16 protein-coding genes are annotated in these 20,527 nt (G+C 66.2%); 8 read left to right on the top strand and 8 right to left on the bottom strand.

What is annotated here, in order from left to right; all coding sequences use genetic code 11:
- The first annotated feature begins 20 nt into the window (after nt 1-20).
- Genes CAL18_RS08520 through greB form a run of 4 tightly spaced genes read left to right on the top strand, consistent with a single transcriptional unit; the run spans nt 21 to nt 4,847 of the window.
- Nucleotides 21-2,420 (top strand): DNA internalization-related competence protein ComEC/Rec2, encoded by a 2,400-nt coding sequence (locus CAL18_RS08520; protein ID WP_094817687.1) that lies wholly within the window; start codon nt 21-23, stop codon nt 2,418-2,420.
- 45 nt (nt 2,421-2,465) lie between these two features.
- The gene (locus CAL18_RS08515; protein ID WP_094817686.1) at nt 2,466-3,401 is read left to right on the top strand and encodes an alpha/beta fold hydrolase; all 936 of its coding nucleotides are present in this window, start codon (nt 2,466-2,468) and stop codon (nt 3,399-3,401) included.
- A 38-nt stretch (nt 3,402-3,439) separates the two neighbouring features.
- Nucleotides 3,440-4,282, top strand: a complete 843-nt coding sequence (locus CAL18_RS08510) for a 3',5'-nucleoside bisphosphate phosphatase (RefSeq protein WP_094817685.1) — start codon at nt 3,440-3,442, stop codon at nt 4,280-4,282.
- Between the two features lie 7 nt (nt 4,283-4,289).
- Nucleotides 4,290-4,847, top strand: a complete 558-nt coding sequence (gene greB / locus CAL18_RS08505) for a transcription elongation factor GreB (RefSeq protein ID WP_094817684.1) — start codon at nt 4,290-4,292, stop codon at nt 4,845-4,847.
- Nucleotides 4,848-5,012: 165 nt separating this feature from the next.
- Here greB and CAL18_RS08500 read toward each other — a convergent pair whose 3' ends face one another.
- The 3 genes from CAL18_RS08500 to CAL18_RS08490 are packed head-to-tail and all read right to left on the bottom strand — an operon-like array spanning nt 5,013 to nt 7,922.
- Nucleotides 5,013-6,041, bottom strand: a complete 1,029-nt coding sequence (locus CAL18_RS08500; RefSeq protein WP_094817683.1) for a DctP family TRAP transporter solute-binding subunit — start codon at nt 6,039-6,041, stop codon at nt 5,013-5,015.
- Nucleotides 6,042-6,090: 49 nt separating this feature from the next.
- Nucleotides 6,091-7,389: a TRAP transporter large permease gene (locus CAL18_RS08495; RefSeq protein WP_026638101.1), complete on the bottom strand. Its 1,299-nt coding sequence runs from the start codon at nt 7,387-7,389 to the stop codon at nt 6,091-6,093.
- The gene (locus tag CAL18_RS08490) at nt 7,386-7,922 is read right to left on the bottom strand and encodes a TRAP transporter small permease (protein ID WP_038851865.1); all 537 of its coding nucleotides are present in this window, start codon (nt 7,920-7,922) and stop codon (nt 7,386-7,388) included. The genes CAL18_RS08495 and CAL18_RS08490 overlap by 4 nt, the downstream gene beginning before the upstream one ends.
- A 352-nt stretch (nt 7,923-8,274) precedes the next feature.
- On the opposite strand from CAL18_RS08490, the gene purL reads away from it, so the two are divergent.
- The 3 genes from purL (at nt 8,275) to CAL18_RS08475 (ending at nt 14,483) form a co-directional block, all read left to right on the top strand.
- Nucleotides 8,275-12,333 (top strand): phosphoribosylformylglycinamidine synthase, encoded by a 4,059-nt coding sequence (gene purL, locus CAL18_RS08485; RefSeq protein WP_094817682.1) that lies wholly within the window; start codon nt 8,275-8,277, stop codon nt 12,331-12,333.
- A gap of 115 nt (nt 12,334-12,448) precedes the next feature.
- Entirely contained in the window at nt 12,449-13,918 is a 1,470-nt protein-coding gene (locus tag CAL18_RS08480; RefSeq protein ID WP_026638098.1) for a M20 family metallopeptidase, read from the top strand.
- Nucleotides 13,919-13,928: 10 nt separating this feature from the next.
- Complete coding sequence (locus CAL18_RS08475; protein WP_094817681.1) at nt 13,929-14,483, top strand: DUF1415 domain-containing protein; 555 nt, start codon at nt 13,929-13,931, stop codon at nt 14,481-14,483.
- Between the two features lie 19 nt (nt 14,484-14,502).
- On the opposite strand, the gene CAL18_RS08470 is transcribed toward CAL18_RS08475, so the two are convergent.
- The 5 genes from CAL18_RS08470 to CAL18_RS08450 all read right to left on the bottom strand — a co-directional run bounded on the left by CAL18_RS08470 (nt 14,503) and on the right by CAL18_RS08450 (nt 19,149).
- A complete protein-coding gene (locus tag CAL18_RS08470; RefSeq protein WP_094817680.1) occupies nt 14,503-15,471 on the bottom strand; it encodes a bile acid:sodium symporter family protein in 969 nt (322 codons plus the stop codon).
- Between the two features lie 76 nt (nt 15,472-15,547).
- Nucleotides 15,548-16,528 carry a 4-hydroxythreonine-4-phosphate dehydrogenase PdxA gene (pdxA, locus tag CAL18_RS08465; RefSeq protein ID WP_094796688.1) on the bottom strand — a complete coding sequence of 327 codons (981 nt, stop codon included), beginning with the start codon at nt 16,526-16,528 and terminating at the stop codon, nt 15,548-15,550.
- Nucleotides 16,528-18,174: a PhoH family protein gene (locus CAL18_RS08460; protein ID WP_094817679.1), complete on the bottom strand. Its 1,647-nt coding sequence runs from the start codon at nt 18,172-18,174 to the stop codon at nt 16,528-16,530. Before CAL18_RS08460 ends, pdxA begins: the two co-directional genes overlap by 1 nt.
- A gap of 55 nt (nt 18,175-18,229) precedes the next feature.
- The gene (locus CAL18_RS08455) at nt 18,230-18,694 is read right to left on the bottom strand and encodes a peroxiredoxin (RefSeq protein ID WP_026638093.1); all 465 of its coding nucleotides are present in this window, start codon (nt 18,692-18,694) and stop codon (nt 18,230-18,232) included.
- Entirely contained in the window at nt 18,691-19,149 is a 459-nt protein-coding gene (locus tag CAL18_RS08450) for an Mth938-like domain-containing protein (RefSeq protein WP_026638092.1), read from the bottom strand. Before CAL18_RS08450 ends, CAL18_RS08455 begins: the two co-directional genes overlap by 4 nt.
- Nucleotides 19,150-19,333: 184 nt before the next feature.
- On the opposite strand from CAL18_RS08450, the gene alaC reads away from it, so the two are divergent.
- The gene (gene alaC / locus CAL18_RS08445) at nt 19,334-20,521 is read left to right on the top strand and encodes an alanine transaminase (protein ID WP_094817678.1); all 1,188 of its coding nucleotides are present in this window, start codon (nt 19,334-19,336) and stop codon (nt 20,519-20,521) included.
- Nucleotides 20,522-20,527 lie beyond the last annotated feature (6 nt).

The raw sequence follows: 20,527 nt of genomic DNA, 5'->3' as shown, positions 1-20,527 counted from the left end.
TCGTCGGGCGTCTTTTCCTGTTGGCCATACTGGCGGGCGTATCGGCCGTCCAGCTGCTGCCAGAGTTGCCTGCCGCGAACCGGTGGGGGTTGTGGGCGGTGTCGTGGCTGCCGTCGGCCGTCGTGGCGTCGAGTCGGCGGCGCCACCGGCTGGCCGGCCAGTGCGCTGCGGCCTGGCTGGGCTTCGGGTTGGGCGCAGCATGGGCCGCCTGGCATGCCCACGCCAGGCTCGATGACGCGCTGGCGCCCGCGCATCATGATGTGGTCACGCGGCTTGCCGTGCGCGTGACTGACCTTGCCCAGGGTGATGCCGGGCAATGGCGCTTTACGGGCGAGCCGGCCGAGGGCGCCCCTGCCGGCGTACCGGCGCGCATCGCGGTGTCGTGGCGGGCGGCCCAAGGCATGCGGGTGCCCGAACCCTTGCCCGGCCAGGTATGGCGCATGGCGCTGGTGCTGCGCCACCCGCACGGCACGCGCAACCCGCATGGCAATGATGCCGAAGGGCGCTTTTTTGCATCGGGCATAGGCGCGATGGCAACCGTGCGCGGCATGCCCGTGTTGCTGCGCGATCAGCCGTGGGCCAGCGCAGGCGTCGTGATAGAACGCATGCGACACCATGTGCGTGCCGCCATGCGCGAGGCCATCGGGCAGCGGCGCTACGCGCCGGTGCTGGTGGCGTTGGCCATGGGAGACCAGGCTGGGGTGCAACGCGACGATTGGCGGATATTCAACCGCACGGGCATCACGCACCTGGTATCGATCAGCGGCATGCATGTGACCCTGATCGCCGGGCTTGGAGGATACCTCGCCATGTTCGCCTGGCGCCGGGCGCGCTGGCGTCACATCGGCCTGCCGGAGCGGGTGCCCGCCCAGATGGTCGGCGCTGCGGTCGCGCTGGGCACTGCGCTGTTGTACTGCCTGCTGGCGGGATGGGGCGTGCCGGCGCGCCGCACGTTCTTCATGCTGGCGGTGGTGGCGGTGGCGGCCATGATGCGGCTGCCCCTGTCCGGCATGCGCGTGCTGGCGCTGGCAGCGGCGGCCGTGGTGTTGTTTGATCCGTGGGCGGTGCTGGCGCCGGGTTTCTGGCTCTCGTTCGGCGCGGTGGCGATTCTGCTGCGCGCCGCCGACACGCCGGCGCCTGCCGCCCGGAGCGGCTGGACTGTGCGCCTGGGCCGCCTGGTGCAGGAATTCAGCCGCATCCAGATGGCCATTACGCTGGGTTTGGTGCCATTGCTGGCTTACCTGGTGCACCAGGTGTCGCTCGCCTCGCCCGTGGTCAATGCATACGCTATTCCCATCGTCAGTTTTCTGGTGACGCCGCTGGCCTTGCTGTGCGCTGCGTTCGCGGCCGTGCCGGGGCTGCAGTTCGTCGGGCAGGCCTGCGGCATTGTCGGGCATGCGATTTTCGAAGCGATGATGTGGCCCACGCTATGGGCCGCAGCATCGCCGTGGGCCGTGATGGACGTCGCGGCGGCGCCGTGGCCATGGGTGGCGCTCGCCGCGGTGGGCGTGGCCTGGGCGCTGCAGCCATCGGGCTGGCCGGCGCGCGGCGCGGGTTGGCTGCTGTTGCTGCCCATGCTCTGCTGGCGGCCGGAGCGGCCTGCCGCCGGTCACTGGACCCTTACCGCGCTGGATGTGGGGCAGGGCAGCGCCATCGTGCTCGAAACGGCCACGCAGGCATGGCTGATCGACACCGGCCCGCGCCATGGCGATGCGGCCGATGCCGGCGAACGCTATATCGTGCCGTTCCTGCGGGCGAGGGGTTATCGGCGCCTGGACGGGCTGGTGGTCTCCCATGCCGACCTGGACCATGCCGGCGGCCTGGCCAGCGTGCTGGCATCGATGTCCGTTTCCCAGGCGCATGCATCGTTCGACATGCGCGCGAAAGTGACGGCGGACACCACCCCTGCCGGTGCTGCGATGCCGCGCCTGCCGCAGTCCATGCGGCGCTGTGCGGCGGGGCAGGCATGGCATGTCGATGGCGTAGCGTTCCGTTTCCTGCATCCGCCCGAGGGCGCAGGCGGCGAGGGCAACGCGTACAGTTGCGTACTGCTGGTGCAAGGACGCTCGCACGCCGTGCTGCTGCCGGGCGACATCGGCGCCGCCCAGGAACGCGGCGTGGCACGGCAGCTTCCTCGCACGGACGTAGTGCTGGCGCCGCACCACGGCTCGACCACGTCCTCCAGCGCCCCACTGGTCGGCGCCGCGCAGGCCGCCCACGTGATCGCCCAGGCCGGACGCCTGAACCGCTTCCGGCACCCGTCGCCCCGGGTGCAGGCACGCTGGGAGGCCGCCGGCGCGCGGTTCTGGCGCACAGACGTGCACGGCGCCGTTACCGTCATCTCGGCTCCGGGCGATCTGGAAGTGCGAGCACATGCGCTGGCCTCGCGGCGCTATTGGCACCGGGAGGCTCGCCACTGATGCTGCTATAAGATGTAGCTCTTGTTCGTCCAGGCGGAGCACTACATGCAGGCACCCCGATTCGATTTCGTCACATGCGCCAGCGCTGCAGGATTGCATCGCATGGCCTATACCGAATGGGGCGATCCCGACAACGACCGGATACTGCTCTGCGTGCATGGCCTGACCCGCACCGGGCGCGATTTCGATACCTTGGCGCGACGGCTTGCCGGCCAGTACCGTGTGGTGTGCCCGGATGTCGTGGGACGAGGACGGTCTGATTGGCTGAGCAATCCTGCGCTGTATACCGTGCCGCAGTATGTGTCCGACATGGTGACGCTGATCGCCCGGCTGCGACCCGCTACGCTGGCTTGGGTGGGCACCTCGATGGGCGGGCTGATCGGACTGGGGCTGGCGGGCGCCGCGGCATACGCCCGCATGGCGCGTGCCTCGCAGCCCAATGGTGGCGACTGGCCCGAAGGCCGCGACATCCGGTTCGAGCGTATGGTGCTCAATGACGTCGGCCCGCGGCTCGAACCGGCGGCGCTGGCGCGCATTGGCCAGTATGTCGGCCAGCCAGGGCGTTTCGACTCCTTTGACCAGGCGGTGCGGGCGGTGCGCGAGGTATCGGCCACCTTCGGGCCGCACACCGATGAGCAATGGGAGGATCTGGCCAGGCACGTGTACGTGCAGCGCGATGGCAAGTGGGTCAAACACTACGACCTGAACCTGGCGCTGCCGCTTGCGGCGCAGACGGCGGACGCCTACGCCACCGGCGAGCAGGTCCTATGGCACGCGTACGATTCGCTGGACTGCCCGGTATTGGTCGTGCGCGGCGCGCAGTCGGATCTGCTGACGGCCGAAACCGCGGCCGAGATGCTGGCGCGCAACCCGCGAGCAAGGCTGGTAGAAGTGCCCGACGTGGGGCATGCGCCTACGCTCCTGGACGACGCACAGGTCGATCCGGTGGCGAAATTTTTGCTTGCTCATCCGGCAGACTGAAACGGACTGCGCGCGCCCTGCGGCCGTACAATGAACTCATGCCTACCGCTCTCAACGTCGATCTGCATTGCCATTCCACCGTGTCCGACGGCGTGTTGCCGCCGGCCCAGGTGGCTGCGCGCGCATGCGCCAATGGGGTCGATGTGTGGGCGCTGACCGATCACGATGAGGTCGGCGGCTTGGCCGAGGCGGGCGCCGCGGCAGCGGGCTTCGGTATGCGATTTGTCACCGGCGTCGAAATATCGGTGACGTGGGCGGCGCAAACGGTTCACATTGTCGGCCTGGGCTTCGATGCGGCCAACCAGGCCCTGGTGCACGGGCTGCGAGCCACGCGCGCGGGCCGCGCCGAGCGTGCGCGCCGCATGGGACAGCGCCTGGCCGAATTGGGTATTCCCGGCACGTATGAAGGCGCCTTGCCCTTTGCGGGCAACCCCGAACTGGTCAGCCGCACGCACTTTGCAAGGTACATGGTGCAGGCGGGCTATTGCCCCGATGTGCAAACCGTATTCAACAAATATCTGGGCGACGATTGCCCGGGGTACGTGCCCATGCAATGGGCAAAGCTCGCCGACGCGGTGACATGGATCCGCCAGGCCGGTGGCCGCGCCGTCATCGCGCATCCGGGCCGCTACAAATATACGCCCACCCAGTTTGATGCCCTTTTTGAAGAGTTCCTGCAGTGCGGAGGCGAGGGCATCGAAGTCACCACGGGCAGCCATACGGTCGAAGAAGCAAGGCATTATGCGCAGGTGGCGCGGCGCTACGGCTTCCTGGCCTCGCGCGGCTCGGATTTCCACAGCCCGCGTGAAAGCCGGGTCGACCTGGGTGCGCTTGCGCCGTTGCCTGCAGACCTAAAACCCGTATGGCACGACTGGTTCTGAAGTTTTCATGAACAAGGCTTTTGTCAAAGAATCCGATCGCGACGACGACGATGAGCTGCCCGACGCGCAGATCTTGCCGGCCGGCACGCGCAACTACATGACGCCTGCGGGCTATGCCAGGCTGCGCGACGAGTTGGCGCACCTGATGAATGTCGAGCGGCCGGCCGTTGTGCAGGTCGTGTCGTGGGCCGCGTCAAATGGCGACCGCTCCGAGAACGGCGACTATCTCTACGGCAAGAAGCGGCTGCGCGAAATCGACCGGCGGATGCGGTTCCTGACCAAGCGGCTCGACGTGGCCGAGGTGGTCGACCCCTCGGCGCAGCCCAACCGCGACCAAGTGTTCTTCGGCGCCACGGTCACCTACATGGACAAGGCGGGCGAGACACACGCCGTCACCATCGTCGGCGTCGACGAGGCCGAACCGCTCACGGGCAAGATCAGCTGGATATCGCCCGTGGCGCGTGCGCTGATCAAGGCCCGCGAGGGCGACACCGTGGTGCTGCGCACACCGGGCGGCGTCGAAGAGCTCGAGATCCTCGAAGTCAGTTATCCCGACCCGGCCTGAACGGGCCGGAACACACGTGCGCGGCCGCGGGTGTCCGGCCTCGTCGGCCCCAGGCGCCGCCGCGCAAAAAAACACGGACGCCCGATGGCGTCCGTGCTGGAGGCGGGTTCTGTGCCCGGCCTTCCGGTGGCGGCAATGCCGCCGTTCTCCCCTGTGGGCTGCTGCTTATTTCGTGCGGGCCGCGATCGACTTCTCGGCCAGGTCGACCAGTTCCTGGCCGATGCGCGACTTCCATTTGTCGTATACGGGCTTGGTTGCCTTCACGAACGCCGCGTGCTGTTCCTGCGTCAGCGAAGTAACCGTCACGCCATGCCCTTCGATTTCCTTGAGCAGCGATGGGTCTTGCGGCGTGACACCCTTGCGCGCGATGGCGATCTGGCGCTTGCCGGCTTCCAGCGCTGCTTCACGCACGATCTTGCGGTCGGCCTCGGACCACGATTCCCAGACCTCGCGGTTGACCACGAACACCAACGGGTCGGCCACATAGTTCCATAAGGTCAGGTACTTCTGCGCAACATCGTACAGCTTGGCGCCGGTGTAGATGGACAGCGGGTTTTCCTGGCCGTCCACCGCGCCGCCGGCCAGCGCCGGCTGCGCGTCTGCCCAGCTCATTTGCGTAGGGTTGGCTCCCAGGGCCGTAAAAGTATCGATGTACAGCGGCGACCCCACTACGCGCAGCTTCAGGCCCTTGAGGTCTTCAGGCTTGGACACGGGGTGGCGCGAATTGCTCAGCTGGCGGTAGCCGTTTTCGCCCCAGGCCAGCGGCACCACGCCCGCTTTCTCGATAACCTTGAAGAGCTCCTGGCCGACTTCGCCCTGCACCAGTGCGTCGATGGCGGCATAGTCGGGCATCAGGAAGGGCAGCGAGAACAGGTTCAGTTGTCTGACCTGGGGCGACCAGTTGATGGTAGAGCCCACGGCCATGTCGATCACGCCCTGGCGTATTGCGGTGAATTCGCGTGTCTGGTCGCCCTGCACGAGCGAGGTGCCGGGATACACCTTGATGTTGATGCGGCCGTCGGTGCGCTCGCGTACCAGGTCCGACCAGATGGTGGCGCCCTGGCCCCACGGGAACGTGGTGCCGACCACGATGGACAGCTTGTACTCCGATTTGTAATTCTGTGCGTGCGCCGCCGGCACGGCCAGCGTGATGGCCGCGCACAAGGCGGCGCCGATCATGTTGCGTAATTTCATCGTGTTCTCCTCGCTATATGACGTTGTGGATTTATCAGGCCGCCTTGCTTCAGTATCCCAGGTAATGCGGCAGCCAGAGAGCCAGCTGCGGAAAGGCCAGCACGGCTATCAGTACCAGGAACATAGCGCCCAGCAACCATAGCACCCAGGGAATCGTCGACTCCATCGGCACGCGCGCGATGCGGCACGACACCATCAGGTTGACGGCCAATGGCGGCGTGAACTGGCCCAGCGCCACCTTCAAGGTCAGGATCACGCCGAACCACACCGGGTCCCAACCGTAGGCGTCGGCGATCGGCATGAGCAGCGGCACGAAGATCAGGAATATCGAGATCCCGTCCAGGAACATGCCCATGATCATCAGCAACAGGACCAGCAGCGCCAGCACGCCCCATTCGCCCAGGCCGGAGTTGACGATGGCATGTGTAACAGGGTCGATGATGCTGAGCGTGGACAGGGCCCACGCAAAAATGCCGGCCAGCGCCACCACCAGCATGATGACCGCCGACAGCTCGGCCGCCTCTCGCAAGATGATGAACAGGTCGCGCACTTTGATGCTGCGGTGAATGCACATGCCCACGAACAGGCCATAGAACACCGCGACCACGGCGGCTTCGGTGGGCGTGAACCAGCCCATGCGCATACCGCCCAATATCAGTACCGGGGCGGCCAGCCCCCAGCTGGCCTCGCGCAGGCTGGCCCAGAACGGGGGGCGGGGCAGGTGGGCTTCCAGCCCGCCGAACTTGTTTCTGCGAGCCAGCCAGACCGTGGGCACGATCAGGGCGATGCCGGCGAGCAGGCCGGGCACCATCCCGGCCGCGAACAGCGCGGGCACCGAGGCGCCGGGCACCAGCACCGAATAGATAATGAAGGCAATCGACGGCGGGATCAGGATGTCTGTGGCCGCCCCGGCGGCCACCACCGATGCCGAGAACGAACCCGGATAGCCGGCGCGTGACATCGCGGCGATCATGACCGCGCCCACGGCGGCTGCACAAGCCGGCCCCGAGCCCGAAATGCCGCCCAGGAACATGGCAACGGCAATTGCCACCAGCGGCAACATGCCCGGCCCGCGCCCCACGATGGCAATCGCCAGGTCGACCAGCCGTCGCGCGACCCCCGACCGGTCGAAGATCGAACCGACCAGCACGAACATGGGGATGGCCAGCAGGGGATACTTGGCCAGGCCGGCGTAGAAATTCTGCGGCACCGCGAGCAGGCCGAACCATGCCACGTCCTGGTTCGACATCACGATCGCCAGCGTGCCTGCCACACCCAGCGCCACGCCTACCGGCACGCCGATGATCATCAGCGCCGCGAACACGACGAAGAGCAGGGTGGCGATCATCGCCGCTCGCTCCAGAGCCGGCGCAGTGTGCCGAGGGTGCGCAGTGCAACCACTGCCGCCAGCACGGGCAGCCATATGGAATACCACCACGTAGGCACACCTATGGCCGGCGAAGTCTCTTCATAGATGTACTCGTCGTACACCAGCCGCGTCGACAGCACGGTAAGCAGGACGAAGAACAGCAGCACCACCACGTTGGAAACCAACGCCAGGCGGCGCTGGCGGGCCGGCGAGCCGGCGTCGGCTACCGCTTCGATCCGGATATGGTGGTTGCGCACGAATGCGGCGCTGCCGCCCGCCATGGTCAGCACAATCAGCAGGAATACCGAAATTTCTTCCGTCCAGGCAAATGACTGGTCGGTAAAGTAGCGCACCAGCACGTTGCCGAACGTAATGAGCGCAAGCACCGCCAGCACGCTCACTGCCAGCCAGTCTTCCAGGGCCAGGGGGACTTTTACGGCAGGATCGCGTTCGTCGGGGATGATGGGCTCGACCGGTTCGGCCGGTTCGGTGTGGACATCATGGCGGGGCATTGGCAACAGCGGCAAGGCGGGCAAGTCGGGATCGCAGCATCCTACCCGCGGTGCGGCGGCGCGTTAGTGCGTGTTTTCCCGTGGATGAAGACGCGGCACAACATACTGCAGCGCAATAAAAACTCTACATGCATGGGTCGACTTCTCGATGAAATCGCCGGGTTTCCGCAAAAGGCATGAATATTGCAACGCGGCAATCTGGACGCCCGCCACGGGAATTATTTTGTAACCGGGGCCATTTCGTGCGTGATTCCGGGCCGGGGCTGGCGCGGCGAAGCGCCAATTCCGGGAAATCCCTGAAAAGGTAAAATCCCTGTTTTGCCTTTCCTCAATTTCAAACGGCGCCCGCATCGTGTCTTTCGTTCAGCATCTGCCCGGTTCTTCCGTCCTTTCCGCTTTTCGCCGCGAGCGGCTGCTGGCGCAATTGCGCGAAGCGGGCTTGCCCGTCGCCGATATCTCGGCCCGCTACGAGCATTTCGTCAGCACCGATGCGCGGCTGGACGACGCCCGGCAACAGCAGCTTGTGCAACTGCTCGACTACGGCACCGAGCCGGCCGGCGAAGTCCCGCCCAAGAGCCTGTCCCTGCTGGTCATCCCCCGCCTGGGCACGATCTCGCCGTGGGCCAGCAAGGCGACCGACATCGCGCATAACTGCGGCCTGGATGCCGTGCGCCGCGTCGAGCGTGGCGTGCGTTATTTCCTGGTTCCCGAACGCGGGCTGCTCGGCGCCAAGACGCTGGACGAAACCATGCTGGCGCGTGCGGCCGATTGCCTGCACGACCGCATGACCGAAACGGTGGTCAATGCCGATTTCGACGCGCAGGCGTTGTTCCAGCCGCTCGAAGGCAAGCCGATGCGCACGGTGCCGGTGCAGGCCGACGGGCGCGCCGCGCTGGCCGAGGCCAACATCGCCCTGGGCCTGGCGTTGTCCGAGGACGAAATCGATTATCTCGCACAGGCATTCGGGGCGCTGGGGCGCGATCCCACCGACGTCGAACTCATGATGTTCGCGCAGGCCAACAGCGAACACTGCCGCCACAAGATCTTCAACGCGCAGTGGGTCATCGATGGCCAACCGCAATCCGAGACCCTTTTCGGCATGATCCGCGCCACGCACAGGGCGCAGCCCGAAGGCACCGTGGTGGCCTATTCCGACAACGCCGCGATCATGCAGGGCGGCCCGGCGCAGCGTTTCCAGGCCGGCGTTCCGGCTTCGGACAGCGCCGGCGATGGCAATGGCGACGCGACGCGCTATGTGCGTCGTGACGCGGTCGTCCACACCCTGATGAAGGTCGAAACGCACAACCATCCTACGGCGATCGCGCCATTTCCAGGCGCCGCGACGGGCGCGGGCGGCGAGATCCGCGACGAAGGCGCCACGGGCCGGGGTTCCAAGCCGAAGGCCGGCCTGACCGGCTTCACCGTGTCGCACTTGCGTTTTTCCGACGCTTTGCAACCCTGGGAAGCCGACCATCACGGGCTGCCCGATCGCATCGCCTCGCCGCTGTCGATCATGATCGACGGCCCCATCGGCGGCGCGGCCTTCAACAACGAATTCGGGCGTCCCAATCTGCTGGGCTACTTCCGTACCTACGAGCAAACGGCCGGCGGCACGCGCTGGGGCTACCACAAGCCCATCATGATCGCGGGCGGCCTGGGTTCCATCGACGCCGAACTCACGCACAAAGAAGTCATCCCCCCCGGGGCGCTGCTCATCCAGCTGGGCGGCCCGGGCTTTCGCATCGGCATGGGCGGTGGGGCTGCGTCCAGCATCAGCATGGGCAGCAATTTCGCCGAGCTCGATTTTGATTCGGTGCAGCGCGGCAATCCGGAAATCGAACGCCGGGCGCAGGAAGTCATCGACCGCTGCTGGCAGCAGGGCAAGGCCAACCCCATCCTGGCCATTCACGACGTGGGCGCCGGAGGGTTGTCCAACGCTTTTCCCGAACTGGTCAACGATGCCGGGCGCGGCGCCGTATTCGACCTCAAGCGCGTGCCGCTCGAAGAATCCGGCCTGTCGCCCGCCGAAATCTGGAGCAACGAGTCCCAAGAGCGATACGTGCTGGCGATTCTGCCGCAAGACCTTGAACGCTTCGATGCGATCGCGCGGCGCGAGCGCTGCCCCTATGCCGTGGTGGGCGTGGCTACCGAATCGCGGCAGTTGCGCGTGGTCGATGGTGAAGGCCTGCCAGGGCTGGACGCCGAGCAGGCGGCCGGCGCGGCCGGTACGCGGCCCGTCGACGTGCCCATCGACGTCATCCTGGGCAAGCCGCCGCGCATGACGCGCGATGTGCAACGCCTGCCGGCGGTCGCCGAGCCGCTCGACCTGGTCGGCATCGATCTCACCGAGGCCGCCTACCGCGTGCTGCGTCATCCCACCGTGGCCAATAAATCGTTCCTCATCACGATCGGCGACCGCACCGTGGGCGGCCTGTCCAGCCGCGACCAGATGGTCGGGCCCTGGCAGGTTCCCGTGGCCGACTGCGCCGTCACCCTGGCCGACTATGAGGGTTTCCGGGGCGAGGCCATGGCCATGGGCGAGCGTACGCCCTTGGCGGTGCTCGATGCCCCCGCGTCCGGCCGCATGGCGGTTGCCGAGGCGCTGACCAACCTGGCCGCCGCCGACGTGGCCCGTCTCGAAGACATCAAGCTTTCGGCCAACTGGATGGCGGCCTGCGGCGTGCCCGGGCAGGATGCCGCGCTGTACGACACCGTGTCCGCCGTCAGCGAGCTGTGCCAGGCCACCGGCCTGTCCATTCCGGTGGGCAAGGATTCGCTGTCCATGAAAACCTCCTGGGAACAGGACGGCGAGCAGCGCCAGGTCGTGGCTCCGGTGTCGCTCATCGTGACCGCGTTTGCGCCGGTGGGAGACGTGCGCGCCAGCCTCACCCCGCAATTGCGCACGGACGCCGGCGACAGCGTGCTCATCGTCATCGACCTGGGACGCGGCCGGCACCGCATGGGCGGCTCGATCCTGGCGCAGGCGTACAACCAGGTCGGCGACAGCGTGCCCGACATCGATACGCCGCAAGACCTGCGCACGTTCTTCGTCACGATCCGCACGCTGGCCGAAGCCGGCGTATTGCTGGCCTACCATGACCGCTCCGACGGCGGCCTGTTTGCCACGCTGTGCGAAATGGCGTTCGCAGGCCGCACCGGCATTTCGGTCAACCTGGACATGCTCACGTTCGACCCCGGCTCGGCCGACTGGGGCGACTACAAGATCCGCCCCGAACAAGTGGCGGTGCAGCGCGACGAACTCACGCTCAAGGCCTTGTTTTCCGAAGAGGCGGGCGCCGTCATCCAGGTGCCTGCGGCGCAGCGCGATGCGGTGATGCAGGTGCTGCGCGGCGCCGGCCTGTCGGCGCATTCGCATGTCATCGGCGGCCTGAACGATGCCGACATGGTCGAATTCTTCCGCGATGGCAAAAAGGTGTGGAGCCAGCCGCGCGCCGAGTTGGGCCGCGCCTGGAGCGAAGTCAGCTATCGCATCATGGCGCGTCGCGACAACCCGGCCTGCGCGCAGGCTGAACTCGATACCTGGAACGACGTCGCCGATCCCGGCCTGTCTCCGCGCGTGAGCTTCGACCCCCAGGAAGACGTCGCAGCGCCGTTCATCGCCGGCGGCGCGCGTCCCCGCGTGGCCATCCTGCGTGAACAGGGCTGCAACAGCCAGGTGGAGATGGCCTGGGCGTTCGACACCGCCGGCTTCGAGGCCATCGACGTGCACATGACCGACCTGCTGGCGGGCCGCATCGATCTCAGCGCCATGCAAGGGCTGGTCGCCGTGGGTGGCTTCAGCTATGGCGACGTCCTGGGCGCGGGCGAGGGCTGGGCCCGCACCATCCGCTTCAACAGCCGGCTTTCCGACCAGTTCGCCGCCTACTTCAACCGCCCCGACACCTTCGCGCTGGGGGTGTGCAATGGCTGCCAGATGATGGCTGCGCTGGCGCCCATGATCCCCGGCGCCGAGCACTGGCCGCGCTTTACCCGCAACCAGTCCGAAAAGTACGAAGCGCGCCTGTCTCTGGTCGAAATCGGCGATACGCCGTCGATTTTCTTTGCGGGCATGGCGGGAACCCGGGTGCCCGTCGCGGTAGCGCATGGCGAAGGCTACGCCAACTACGCGGTGCAGGGCGATGCCGCCAAGGCGCTGGTGGCGGCGCGTTTCGTCGATCACCGCGGCAACCCCACCGAAGCCTATCCGTTCAATCCCAATGGCAGCCCGGGCGGGCAGACCTCGGTCACCACCGCCGACGGCCGCTTTACGGTCATCATGCCGCACCCGGAGCGCGTCACGCGCAATGTGATGATGTCGTGGGCGCCGCAAAAATGGGGCGCGGCCGACAGCGGCGGCGCCTACAGCCCCTGGATGCGCATGTTCCGCAATGCCCGGGTGTGGGTGGGCTGATCGGCGAAGAATCCGGGCGCCTGCAGCGCTCCGTTGGCAGGGGCGCCGGGCAGGCGCCCCTTTTTTTGGTGCCCGGGCATAAAATCCAGGTTCAGCCCTGCCGGAGAACTCCGCCATGAACGCCCGCATTCCCGACGACGCCCTGCCGCCCACGCTCGATCCCGACGCCCTGCAGGCGTATGTCGACCGCCAGTGGGATGACGAGATCATCCCGGCGCTGACCGACTATATCGCCGTGCCGGCCAAGAGCCCGGCCTTCGACGCCGACTGGGAAAAAAACGCCTATATCGAGCGCGTGGTGCGCGATGCGGCGCAGTGGGTGGAATCACGCAAGGTGGCGGGGCTGAAGCTCGAGGTGGTGCGCCTGCCTGGCCGCACGCCGGTCATTTTCTTCGACGCGCCCGCCACGCGCGCCGATAGCGGCGACACCATACTGTTGTACGGCCATCTCGACAAGCAGCCGGAATTCTCGGGATGGCGTTCCGACCTGGGCCCCTGGACGCCCAAATATGAGGACGGCAAGCTCTACGGCCGCGGCGGCGCAGACGACGGCTATGCCATCTACGCGTCTCTCACCGCGATCATGGCGCTGGACGCGCAGGGCGTGGCCCGCCCGCGCTGCGTGGGCATCGTGGAAACGTGCGAAGAATCCGGCAGCTATGACCTCCTGCCCTATATCGATGCCCTGCGCGACCGCCTGGGCAATGTCGCGCTGGTGGTGTGCCTGGATTCGGGCGCGGGCAACTATGACCAGCTCTGGATGACCACCTCGCTGCGTGGCCTGGTCGCGGGCACCCTCGAAGTCCAGGTCCTGGACGAAGGCGTGCATTCGGGCGATTCCAGCGGCGTGGTGCCCTCCAGTTTCCGCATCCTGCGCCATCTGCTCGACCGCCTGGAAGACAGCTCGACCGGCCGTCTGCTGCCGCAAAGCCTGCATTGCGAAATTCCGGCCCAGCGCCGCGAACAGGTGCGCGAGACGGCGCGCATTCTGGGCGACGAAGTCTGGCGCCGCTTTCCCTGGAGCTGTGGGGCCGAGGGCGGCTTTGTGTTGCCCATGACGACGCATCCCGAAGAAGCGCTGCTGAACCGCACCTGGCGGCCGACCCTGTCGGTTACCGGAGCCGAAGGCCTGCCGCCGCTGTCCAGCGCCGGCAATGTGCTGCGTCCGCGCACCGCCTTCAAACTTTCGCTGCGCCTGCCGCCGCTGGTCGACGCCGTGTCGGCTTCGCAAGAAATCAAGCAATTGCTCGAAGCCGATTCCCCCTATAACGCCAAGGTCATCTTCCATGCCGACCAGGGCGCCGCAACCGGCTGGAACGCGCCCGAGTCGGCGGCCTGGCTCACCCGGGCGCTTGACGCCGCTTCGCACCAGTACTACGGCGCGCCTTGTGGCTATATCGGGCAGGGCGGCACGATTCCCCTGATGAGCATGCTGCAGCAGGGGTTTCCCAAGGCGCAGTTCATGGTGTGCGGCGTGCTGGGGCCCCGCTCGAACGCGCACGGCCCCAACGAGTTCCTGCATGTACCGTACGGCAAGCGCCTGACCGCCGCCGTTGCGCAAACCATGGCGGCCATGCCGGTTTGATCGAGAACCCATGATACATACCGCCGGCGCCTATCAGCGCGTCATCGACGAAACCCGCCTCTGGGTGGAGCGTGCCGTCATCGGCCTGAATCTGTGCCCGTTTGCCAAGGCGGTGCAAGTCAAGCAGCAAGTACGCTATGCGGCCAGCGACGCCACCGACGCCGAGGGAGTGCTGGCCGACCTGGAAGACGAACTGCTGCTGTTGTCGCAGGCCGATGACCAGGAAATCGACACCACGCTGCTGATCGTGCCGGACGCGCTGGATGATTTCTACGAATTCAACGATTTCGGCGACCTGTCGGACCGCCTGCTCAAGCGCATGCGACTGGTGGGCACACTGCAGGTGGCGACGTTCCATCCCGCGTTCCAGTTTGCCGACAGCCTGCCTGACGACATCGAAAACTGCACCAACCGGTCGCCGCATCCGATTCTTCATCTGTTGCGAGAAGACAGCATCGACCGCGCCGTAGAGGCTTATGCCGATGCTGCGGAAATCTACGAGAAGAACATCCAGACGATGCAGCGGCTGGGTTGGGAGGGCTGGCGCAAGCTCATGGCGGGCTGACCGCCTGGCACGGGCGCCGCTAGCGCGGACGCCGGGCGTATCGCGCGGCCAGAATGGCGCATACCATCAGCTGTATCTGATGGAACAGCATCAGGGGCAGCACCATGGCGCCCACCGCCTGGCCCGCGAAAATCACCTGGGCCATCGGAATGCCGCTGGCCAGGCTTTTCTTCGAGCCCCCGAACAGCAGCGTAATGCGGTCTTCGAGCTTGAACTTGAACACCCGGCCCAGCGCCACGCAACCCAGCAGCGACAACGCCAGCAGCACGCCGCACGTCAGCACCAGGCCCATCAGGGCGGGGGCAGGGGTGTCACGCCACAGACCTTCGTTGACCGACTCGGAAAAAGCGGTATACACCACCAGCAGGATAGAGCCCTGGTCCACGTACTTGAGCAGGCTCTTGTGGCGAAACACCCAGGCGCCGATCCATGGGCGCAATAGCTGCCCCAGCACGAACGGCAGCAACAGCTGCAGCATGATCTTGCCCACGGCATCGAATGAAACCGGCGCGCTCGCGCTGGCCACCACGACCACGCCCACCAGCAGCGGCGTGAGGAAGATGCCCAGCAGGCTGGAGGCCGAGGCGCTGCACACGGCCGCGGGCACATTGCCGCGCGCCATCGAGGTAAATGCGATAGCCGATTGCACCGTGGCCGGCAGGCAGCACAGGAACAGCACGCCGGTGTAGAGTTCGGGCGTTACCAGCGGCTGCAGCAGCGGCTTCAGTGCCACGCCCAGCAGCGGAAACATCACGAACGTGGCCGAGAATATCGTCAGGTGCAGGCGCCAGTGCATCATGCCGGCCACGATGGCTTCACGGGGCAGGCGCGCGCCATGAAGGAAGAACAGCAGGGCGATGGCGACGTTGGTGATCGTTTCAGATGCCGCCATGCCGACGCCGTGGGCGGGCAGGACGCTCGCGATGATGACGGTGGCAGCAATAAAGAGCGTGAAGCGGTCAGGCAGAAAGCGGGTGTGGCGGGACATGAGACGGCTGGCGCGGGCGGCGCCACGGTGAGCGCCGAAGGCCGGTATTGTAGACCCGCCGTGCAACGCCCCGTGTTCAGGGCGTCATGGACAGGGCCAGATCGAACGCGGCCACCAGCGATGCCGCATCGGCAACGCCTTTGCCGGCAATGTCGAACGCCGTGCCATGGTCGACGCTGGTGCGCACGAAGGGCAGGCCCACCGTGACATTGACGCCTTGATCCAGGCCCAGGTATTTCACGGGTATCAAGCCCTGGTCGTGATACTGGGCCACCACGATGTCGAATTCGCCCCGGCGCGCGCGCATGAACACGGTATCGCCGGGCCAGGGGCCCGATACGTCCAGGCCGGCGTCGCGGGCCTGTGCGATGGCCGGCCCGATGATGTCGATGTCTTCGCGTCCGAACTTGCCGTCTTCGCCCGCATGCGGGTTCAGCCCGGCCACGGCGATGCGCGGCCGTGCAATGCCCATCTGGCGGCATGCGCGGTCGGCGAGCCGGATGGCGCGGGATTCTGCCTGCAACGTGATGGCGCGCGGCACGTCGGCCAGCGCGATGTGTATGGTTACCAGCAGCACGCGCAGTTCGTCGTTGGCCAGCATCATGGCGTAATCGGCCGTGTGCGTGCGTTCTGCCAGGATTTCGGTATGGCCCGGTTGGTCTATGCCCGCCAGATGCATCGAATGCTTGCTCAGCGGCGCGGTCACAATGGCCCGGATGTGGCCAGCCTGCGCGGCATCGATCGCCGCGCAGAGATAGTCGTAGGCGGCCTGCCCCGCGGGCGCGCAGGCCTGGCCCACGGGCAGGTCCGGCGGCAACGGGGCGCCGCACGGCACCACTTCGATGCATCCCGGCTCGCATTGCGCCTGCGCGGCCGAGCCGACTTCAACGACGTCCAGGCGCGCGCCCAGGGCGGCCGCGGCGCGCCGCATGATGCCGGCATCGCCATAAACGACCGCCGGCGCCCGCAGGCCTTGCGCGCACGCCTTGACGATGATTTCCGGGCCGATGCCGGCTGCATCTCCCATGGTGATGCCGACAGGCCGGGCCGGGGTCATTACAGTACGTCGCCCGCGTAGTCGGCCAGCCGCGAACGTTCGCCGCGCTGCAAGGTGACATGCCCGGCGTGCGGCCAGCCCTTGAAGCGGTCAACCACGAACGTCAGGCCCGAACTGCCTTCGGTAAGGTAGGGTGTGTCGATCTGGGCGATGTTGCCCAGGCAAACCACCTTGGTGCCCGGGCCGGCGCGTGTCACCAGGGTTTTCATCTGCTTGGGCGTCAGGTTCTGGGCTTCATCGATGATGAGGTATTTGTTGAGGAACGTGCGGCCCCGCATGAAGTTCAGCGACTTGACCTTGATCCGCGAGCGGATCAGGTCCATGGTGGCCGCGCGGCCCCAGTCGCCGCCGTCGCCGTCGCCCATGTTGAGCACATCCAGGTTGTCTTCCAGCGCTCCCATCCAGGGCAGCATTTTTTCTTCTTCGGTGCCCGGCAGGAAGCCGATGTCTTCGCCCACGGGCACGGTCACGCGCGTCATGATGATTTCGGTATAGCGCTTGGTTTCAAGTACCTGCGTGATGCCCGAAGCCAGCGCCAGCAGCGTCTTGCCCGTGCCGGCCTGCCCCAGGAGCGATACGAAATCGCAGTCGGGATTCATCAGCAGGTTCAGCGCGAAGTTCTGCTCGCGGTTGCGCGCCGTGATGCCCCACACGTTGTTCTTGCCGTGCGTGTAGTCGCGCAGCGTGGCCAGCACCGCCGTTTTGCCGCTGACTTCGCGCACCTGCGCATACAGCGGCATCTGCCCCTCGAAATACACGAACTGGTTGACGACGAACTGCGCGCAGAGCGGCCCGTGCACGCGGTAAAACGTGGTGCCGCCTTGCTGCCAGGATTCGACGTCCTTGCCATGGCGGTTCCAGAAGTCTTCGGGCAGCTGCATCACGCCCGAATACATCAGGTCGGTGTCTTCCAGGACGTGATCGTTGTAATAGTCTTCGGCCGCCATGCCCAGCGTGCGCGCCTTCAGGCGCATGTTGATGTCCTTGGACACCAGCACGACTTCGCGCTGCGGGTAGCGTTCCTGCAGCGCGCGCACCACGCCCAGGATCTGATTGTCGGCCTTGCCCATCGGCAGGTCGGCCGGCAGCGTGCTGTGTATGGCCGTGGTCTGGAACATCAGGCGACCGGTGGCTTCTTTGTTGCCCAGCGCGCTCAGTTCGAGGCCGTCGTCCAGCTGGCTGGCGTCATGCACCAGCGCGTCGAGCGAGCGGCTTACCTGCCGCGCGTTGCGCGCCACTTCCGACATGCCCTTTTTCTGGTGATCGAGCTCTTCGAGCGTCATCATGGGCAGGAAGATGTCGTGTTCTTCGAAGCGGAACAACGAACTCGGGTCGTGCAGCAGCACGTTGGTGTCCAGCACGAAGAGCTTGCGTCCGGCGGCGCCGGCGCGGGCTTTCGGCTTGCGCGCCGGCGCCGCGGCCGGCGTCGGGCGTCGCGAGGGCGCGGCCGGCACGGCCTGCGCCGCCGGGGCGGAATGCGGTTTCAGGCCATCCAGTTCGGGCTGCACGGGCAGCGCAGCCGCTGCAGCCGGGGCGCTCTTGGGGGTGTCGGCCCGTCTGGAGGGCTTGGTTTTGGTACGGGCGGCTTCGCCCGAGGGGAATGTCAGGATAGCTGCGGGTCGGGAGGGCAACTTCGGTAGCGGCATGTAGGGGGGTCTCCTGTGGGGCCGGCTATAGCGCCTGACAAAAAAAGTTCTCGGTTCAACCGATGCTGCGGGCGGCCTGCAGCACTTCGTTGGCGTGGTTGGGCACCTTCACCCCGCGCCATTCCTGCACGAGCCGGCCTTCGGCATCGATGAGGAAGGTGCTGCGCTCGATGCCGCGTACCTGTTTACCGTACATATTCTTCTGCTTGATGACGCCGTACAGATTGCATACGGTTTCGTCGGCATCGGAAATCAGGGGAAAGGGCAACTGGTGCTTGGCCTGGAAGTTCGCGTGCGACTTCAGGGAATCGCGCGACACGCCAATGACGACGGCGCCGGTGGCCAGGAAATCGGCGTGCAGGTCGCGGAAATCCTGGCTTTCAGTGGTGCAGCCCGGGGTGTTGTCCTTGGGGTAGAAATACAGCACGACGGCACGGCCGCGGCATTGTTCGAGACTGAGAGGGCCTATCGTGCTTTCGGCGGTGAAAGACGGGGCGGGCTTGCCTATGTGAGGCGTCATGCGGGGGAATCTCCGTCGGTGGGCAGCAGGGCGACGATTACGCGCCGGCCCTCGGCCATCAGGATGTTGTAGGTGCGCGCGGCTGCCTGCGTATCCATGACTTCCACGCCCACGCCGGCGGCCAGCATGGGGCGCAGCACGTCGTGCGGCAACAGCCGCTGCCGCGCGCCCGTGCCTACCAGCAGCACTTCGGGGCCCTGGCCACGGGCCGGGGCCGCCGATTCGGGCGCGTCCAGGAAGGCCATGGGGTCGCTTGTCGCCTGGGTCAGGCCGGCAGCCTGCTGCAGCAGGGCGGCGGTGATATCTGTGGCGGTCCGGACCGGCCACTCGGCGACGGCGCCTTCGGGACCGAAGGCCACCGCGTGGGAAAATCGTACCTGGTTGACCTCGATGTAACCGTCACCGTAGGCGGTTACCGTGTTCAGGGCCGATGCAGGGTCAGTATGCAGCTTCAATAAAAACTCCGGCTTGATGCTTCCGATGATAGCGCATTGGAATCGGGCCATGTTGCAGGATATCCCTGGGCGAGGGGGGGTGGAATGCCCCATTTGCCGCCTGGGCCCGCTTGCGCTAGATTACTGAGTTTTGCTGCGCCGCAAACTGCGCTGCGCGTCCCGCCTTAACCCTAGGAATGTCCCCATGAGGAAGTTCTCCCGCATCGAGCGTCTGCCGCCGTACGTGTTCAATATCACTGGCGAGCTCAAAATGGCCGCCCGGCGGCGCGGCGAGGACATCATCGACATGTCCATGGGCAACCCCGACGGCCCCACGCCCAAGCACATCGTCGACAAGCTGGTCGAAGCCTCGACGCGGCCCACGACGCACGGCTATTCCGTATCCAAGGGCATCCCGCGGCTGCGCAAGGCCATCTGCGACTGGTACCAGCGCCGCTATGCCGTCGAACTCGACCCCGACAGCGAGGCTATCGTCACGATCGGCTCGAAAGAGGGCCTGGCGCACCTGATGCTGGCCACGCTCGACCGCGGCGACACCGTGCTGGTGCCCAACCCCAGCTACCCCATCCACATCTACGGCGCCGTCATCGCGGGCGCCAACATCCGCTCGGTGCGCATGACGCCGGGCGTCGATTTTTTCGAAGAGCTCGAGCGCGCGGTGCGCGAATCCATTCCCAAGCCCAAGATGATGATTCTGGGCTTTCCCAGCAATCCCACCGCGCAATGCGTCGACCTGTCGTTCTTCGAGCGGGTGGTCGCGCTGGCCAAGGAACACGATATCCTGGTCGTGCACGACCTGGCGTACGCCGACATCTGCTTCGATGGCTACGTCGCGCCGTCCATCATGCAGGTGGAAGGGGCGCGCGACGTGGCAGTCGAATTCTTCACCATGAGCAAGAGCTATAACATGGCCGGCTGGCGCATCGGCTACATGGTGGGCAACCGCGAACTCGTCAATGCGCTGGCGCGCATCAAGAGCTACCACGACTACGGCACCTTCACGCCGATCCAGGTGGCTTCGATCGCGGCGCTGGACGGCCCGCAGGAATGCGTGACCGAAGTCGTCGAGCAATACCGCAGCCGTCGAGACGTGCTGGCGCGCGGCCTGCATGAAGCGGGCTGGAACGTCGAGATTCCCAAAGCCTCGATGTACATCTGGGCGCTGATTCCCGAACCTTACCGGGCCATGGGTTCGCTCGAATTCGCCAAGCGCCTGTTGTCTGACGCGAAGGTCGCCGTTTCGCCCGGCATCGGCTTCGGAGAATACGGCGACGAATACGTGCGCTTCGCGCTCATCGAAAACGAGCAGCGCACGCGCCAGGCCGTGCGCGGCATCAAGGATATGTTCCGCAAAGACGGGCTGCTGAAGTAAACGAGC

The organism is Bordetella genomosp. 7, from assembly GCF_002261415.1.
Taxonomy (GTDB): domain Bacteria; phylum Pseudomonadota; class Gammaproteobacteria; order Burkholderiales; family Burkholderiaceae_B; genus Bordetella_A.
The sequence above is the reverse complement of the archived record's forward strand: the minus strand, read 5'-3'. Positions and strand labels throughout refer to the sequence as shown.

What these genes read in the sequence shown, in the direction of transcription:
- CAL18_RS08515 (WP_094817686.1), top strand. Translation starts at nt 2,466, where the DNA reads ATGCAGGCACCCCGATTCGATTTCGTCACATGCGCCAGCGCTGCAGGA.
- CAL18_RS08495 (WP_026638101.1), bottom strand. Translation starts at nt 7,389, where the DNA reads ATGATCGCCACCCTGCTCTTCGTCGTGTTCGCGGCGCTGATGATCATC.
- CAL18_RS08460 (WP_094817679.1), bottom strand. Translation starts at nt 18,174, where the DNA reads ATGCCGCTACCGAAGTTGCCCTCCCGACCCGCAGCTATCCTGACATTC.
- pdxA (WP_094796688.1), bottom strand. Translation starts at nt 16,528, where the DNA reads ATGACCCCGGCCCGGCCTGTCGGCATCACCATGGGAGATGCAGCCGGC.
- CAL18_RS08500 (WP_094817683.1), bottom strand. Translation starts at nt 6,041, where the DNA reads ATGAAATTACGCAACATGATCGGCGCCGCCTTGTGCGCGGCCATCACG.
- CAL18_RS08470 (WP_094817680.1), bottom strand. Translation starts at nt 15,471, where the DNA reads ATGTCCCGCCACACCCGCTTTCTGCCTGACCGCTTCACGCTCTTTATT.
- CAL18_RS08455 (WP_026638093.1), bottom strand. Translation starts at nt 18,694, where the DNA reads ATGACGCCTCACATAGGCAAGCCCGCCCCGTCTTTCACCGCCGAAAGC.
- CAL18_RS08480 (WP_026638098.1), top strand. Translation starts at nt 12,449, where the DNA reads ATGAACGCCCGCATTCCCGACGACGCCCTGCCGCCCACGCTCGATCCC.
- greB (WP_094817684.1), top strand. Translation starts at nt 4,290, where the DNA reads ATGAACAAGGCTTTTGTCAAAGAATCCGATCGCGACGACGACGATGAG.
- CAL18_RS08475 (WP_094817681.1), top strand. Translation starts at nt 13,929, where the DNA reads ATGATACATACCGCCGGCGCCTATCAGCGCGTCATCGACGAAACCCGC.
- alaC (WP_094817678.1), top strand. Translation starts at nt 19,334, where the DNA reads ATGAGGAAGTTCTCCCGCATCGAGCGTCTGCCGCCGTACGTGTTCAAT.
- CAL18_RS08510 (WP_094817685.1), top strand. Translation starts at nt 3,440, where the DNA reads ATGCCTACCGCTCTCAACGTCGATCTGCATTGCCATTCCACCGTGTCC.
- CAL18_RS08490 (WP_038851865.1), bottom strand. Translation starts at nt 7,922, where the DNA reads ATGCCCCGCCATGATGTCCACACCGAACCGGCCGAACCGGTCGAGCCC.